Genomic DNA, 4,120 nt, shown 5'->3' on the forward strand with positions numbered 1-4,120 from the left:
CATTAGAGGCATCTTGTTTTTTATTCGATTATTCTTCGATATGTTTGCTAATGCTTGATGAAATTTGAAGAAGATCTTCTGGTGAATACTCACTTGTATGTGTTTTCCAAACTGCTCCAAATCCATCTCCTTCACCATATCTTGGGATCAGGTGCATATGAAAATGGAAGACAGACTGTCCAGCATGTTCACCATTATTATTTAATGTATTTAACCCAATTGGATTAAATTCTGTTTTTATCGCATTTGCGATTTTAGGAACCGCTTCAAATATATGTCTTGCCATTTCTGGTGTTAATTCATAAACATTTTCTTTATGTAATTTTGGAATCACTAATGTGTGACCTTTTGTTACTTGACTGATATCAAGGAATGCGAGTACATGCTCATTTTCGTACACTTTAGAACATGGAATCTCACCTTTAATAATTTTACAAAAAATGCAATCGCTCATATTGTTTCACCCTTTCACTAGATAATAAAGTCCTACATATTTTACCACAAGATGTACGGGTTTGGCACAGTAAAACAGGATGCACAGTATTGTGCACCCCGTCGGCTGAGGAAGGAATTACTCGTTGTAGTCAACTTTGCTGGTCACTTTCTGCAGTAAACACCTCATTTGACTATAAAGTGTTAGTGTAGAGAAAATTCTATGTTCAATGCAACCATCTCCATTACATTGGATCTTTTCATTTCACAACGTATAAATCGATTAATTGCCTTTAACAAACACCTCATCTCAATATTGAAATCAGTTATGTGCTTGTATTTGAACGGTTAGAATAGTTTTGCAAGAGAACCATCTCCTTGCATTTAGGAAAGTTGCTAATAATCGATATCCTGTCTTTTCGAGACACCTCATTTCAAAAATTGAAATGTTGTATAAACACCAATTACTTGATTCATTCCTTCCTCACTAAATAGCATAACCAATATTTCAAAATATATAATGGTTAATTATGGTTTTTTGGATGAGGAGAGTGTATATTAACCAGAATTTTTGTTAAAATCATACGTAACTAAGTTCTATATAAGAAAGGAATCTTTGTATGACTCTTTTACAAATAAATGGATTAACCGGTGGATATACAAAAAATATGGTTTTAAATGATGTTAGCTTTAATGTTGAGAAAGGTGAGCTTGTTGGACTGATTGGCTTAAATGGTGCTGGAAAAAGTACAACCATCAAACATATCATTGGGACTATGGAACCGAAAAAAGGAAGTATTACCATCAATGATATTACTCTAGAGCAAAATCTTGAAAAGTACCGTAAGCAGTTTTCGTATGTTCCAGAAACGCCAGTATTATACGATGAGCTAACACTTGATGAACATTTACATTTAACGGCAATGGCATATGATATACCAAAAGAAGAATTTCATCTACGAAAAGAAAAACTATTGAAGGAATTTCGAATGGAGAAGCGATTGAAATGGTTTCCTGCTCATTTTTCAAAAGGGATGAAACAAAAGGTTATGATTATGTGCGCATTCTTAGTACAACCGTCTCTGTATATTGTAGATGAGCCATTTGTAGGGTTAGATCCTCTTGGAATTCAGTCCTTGTTAAACTTAATGAATCAGATGAAAGAAAGTGGAGCAGGTATCCTAATGTCTACTCATATTTTAGCAACGGCAGAGAGGTACTGTGATTCTTTTGTAATTCTACACAATGGGCAAATACGTGCAAAAGGAACATTAGATGATTTAAGAGAAGAATTTGGAATGCCACATGCTTCGTTAGATGACCTTTATATTGAATTAACAAAGGAAGAAAATCATGAATAGTAATGAATTATGGAGAAATCGGTTCGCTATTTTCGTACAGGAACTTCAAAAATATTTAAAGTATATATTTAATGGTCATTTAGTGTTCGTTTTAATCATTGGTTTTGGAGGACTCGCTTATTATTATAGTGAATGGGTCAAAACGCTTGATCGTTCTTTTCCTGCAGCTATAATCATTGCTGCGATTATTGCAATAGTTCTTACTAAAAGTCCAATTTATACCTTATTAAAAGAACCAGATATGTTTTTCTTACTTCCAATTGAGAAAAAACTAACACCTTATTTTAAGAAGAGTATAAATCTAAGTTTAATTATGCAAAGTTACATACTACTAATGCTTTTAGTGGCTGCGATGCCATTGTATGTTGCAGTAGAAAAAGGGCATTTTATAGACTTTTTTTGGATCTTCATAGCTTTACTTGTAGTAAAGTACTTTAATATACGTATAAAATGGGCTATTTTACGATATCAAGAGACAGCCACACATATTATTGACAGCGTTGTCCGTTACTTTGTGAACTTTGTACTGCTATATATGATTTTGTCAAAAAGTAATCTTTTGTTAGCAGCCATCGTGTTCATTGTGCTTATTTTCTTATGGCTTTATTTTGAACGTGCAGTTAAAGATAAATTACTAAAATGGGAAATGTTAATTTCTTTAGAAAGTAAAAGAATGCTTTCTTTTTATAGATTTGCAAATCTTTTCACGGATGTGCCTAATTTAAAAGAAAAGGTATCTCGTAGAAAGTGGTTAGATCCCATTTTAACGCTTATTGCCTATAAACATGAGAATACTTACCTGTATTTATATTTGAGAACCTTTTTAAGAAGTAGTGATTTCTTAGGATTGTTTATTCGACTTACCGTAATAGGGTTATTTGTTTTATTCTCATTAACGTCCTTACTTCCTCAGATAATAGGAGCAGGATTATTTGTTTACCTTACTGGCTTCCAATTGATTCTTTTAAGAAAACAACACGATAATTTGATATGGCATGACCTCTATCCAATTAGCGAGAATCAAAAAAATAAAGCTATTCAACAACTTTTATTTTCAATACTCATGATTCAAATCATAATCTTTGCACTAGTCGGATGGATTGTGAGTAGCTTCCAATCATTTTTGGGCATACTAGTGGTTGGAGTAATAATTATCGTTCTGTTAAGAGCCTATTATCAAAAATTGATTAAGAAATTAGCAGATAAATGGGATTAAGAGGGGAGGGCGTCTCAAAAGTGATGTTCCATCACTTTTGGACGCCTCCACTTCTTCATAATGCGTTATTTTTATAAATTATCTTGTTTATGTGTGTATTTTACTTTGCTAATATAAGCTGATGTACCCCCATTAGTCATGTGATTGGCTTGATTTCCTCTTATATTAAAAGAGAGATGTATCTTTTAATCCATTTAAAATCATAAAGAATGACCTTTTGAGTCAAGCTCTTATGTTTTAATCGCTAGTGCTTGTCAAATAATTTCTTTGGACAAAGTAGAATAGAACCCTTAATTGTTCATATAAGTTAGTAATGAGCAGATTTTATTAGGGAGGAAATCAAAAATGGACAAACAAAAGAATCGACATGCAGGTCCACTTACATATCTTACGGCTGCCATTGTATTTATTTCATTTGTTTCATTTTTAATTTTGATGTATGTCATTAATAGTGGAATTGAATTTTCTTGGGAAAAACCTGTCCAATCCTATTTTCAAAATTGGAATGAAGGAAATGTCCATATGTTCTTTAAATATTGGACAGAATTAGGATCAAGAGGTGGAATTGGAGTAGTAACACTTGCGTTAATGATTTGGTTATTGTGGAAGAAGAAAGACTTAATTGCAGTTGCGATTGTCGCATTCCTTGTTGCAGGAACAGATCGTTTAAATGTCTTTGTGAAAGGATTAGTAGGGAGAGATCGTCCTCTAATTGATCCATCTATTGATGCAGTCGGTTATAGCTTTCCAAGTGGGCATGCTATGCTTAGCATAGTGACTTATGCTGTGGTAGCTTATTTTATCTCCAAATACCTTCAAGGGAAAAGAAAAAAAGTACTTATTTGGATTACGGCCATTATCATCATTATTGTTACTGGAATAAGTAGAATTGTTCTAAGTGCACATTTTCCATCAGATGTGCTTGCTGGTTATTTTTTAGGATTAGTATGCATAATATTAGCCATTAAACTGTATCATTTACTTAGAAAAGTTATTTACAATTCCAAAACAAAATAAAAGGATGAATGAATCCTTTTATTTAAAAAGAGGTGCTCTAACGGTGCTGCACCCCAAAAGTTAGAGTGAAAAAACTAACTTTTGGGGTGTTTTT

General features: G+C 32.8%; 4 protein-coding genes. 3 read left to right on the forward strand and 1 reads right to left on the reverse strand.

Annotation, left to right across the window (positions count from 1 at the left end; all coding sequences use genetic code 11):
- Positions 1 to 28: 28 nt before the first annotated feature.
- A complete protein-coding gene (locus BN349_RS00935) occupies positions 29 to 454 on the reverse strand; it encodes an HIT family protein (protein ID WP_019240389.1) in 426 nt (141 codons plus the stop codon).
- Positions 455 to 1,052: 598 nt separating this feature from the next.
- On the opposite strand from BN349_RS00935, the gene BN349_RS00940 reads away from it, so the two are divergent.
- The 3 genes from BN349_RS00940 to BN349_RS23010 all read left to right on the forward strand — a co-directional run bounded on the left by BN349_RS00940 (position 1,053) and on the right by BN349_RS23010 (position 4,026).
- A complete protein-coding gene (locus BN349_RS00940) occupies positions 1,053 to 1,793 on the forward strand; it encodes an ABC transporter ATP-binding protein (protein WP_019240390.1) in 741 nt (246 codons plus the stop codon).
- Positions 1,786 to 3,009: an ABC transporter permease gene (locus tag BN349_RS00945; protein WP_019240391.1), complete on the forward strand. Its 1,224-nt coding sequence runs from the start codon at positions 1,786 to 1,788 to the stop codon at positions 3,007 to 3,009. The genes BN349_RS00940 and BN349_RS00945 overlap by 8 nt, the downstream gene beginning before the upstream one ends.
- A gap of 345 nt (positions 3,010 to 3,354) precedes the next feature.
- Positions 3,355 to 4,026 carry a phosphatase PAP2 family protein gene (locus tag BN349_RS23010; protein WP_019240392.1) on the forward strand — a complete coding sequence of 224 codons (672 nt, stop codon included), beginning with the start codon at positions 3,355 to 3,357 and terminating at the stop codon, positions 4,024 to 4,026.
- The last annotated feature ends 94 nt before the right edge of the window (positions 4,027 to 4,120 follow it).

Origin of the sequence: Bacillus sp. AP8 (genome assembly GCF_000321185.1) — a bacterium.
GTDB classification, from domain to species: Bacteria; Bacillota; Bacilli; order Bacillales; family DSM-1321; genus Bacillus_AD; species Bacillus_AD massilioanorexius.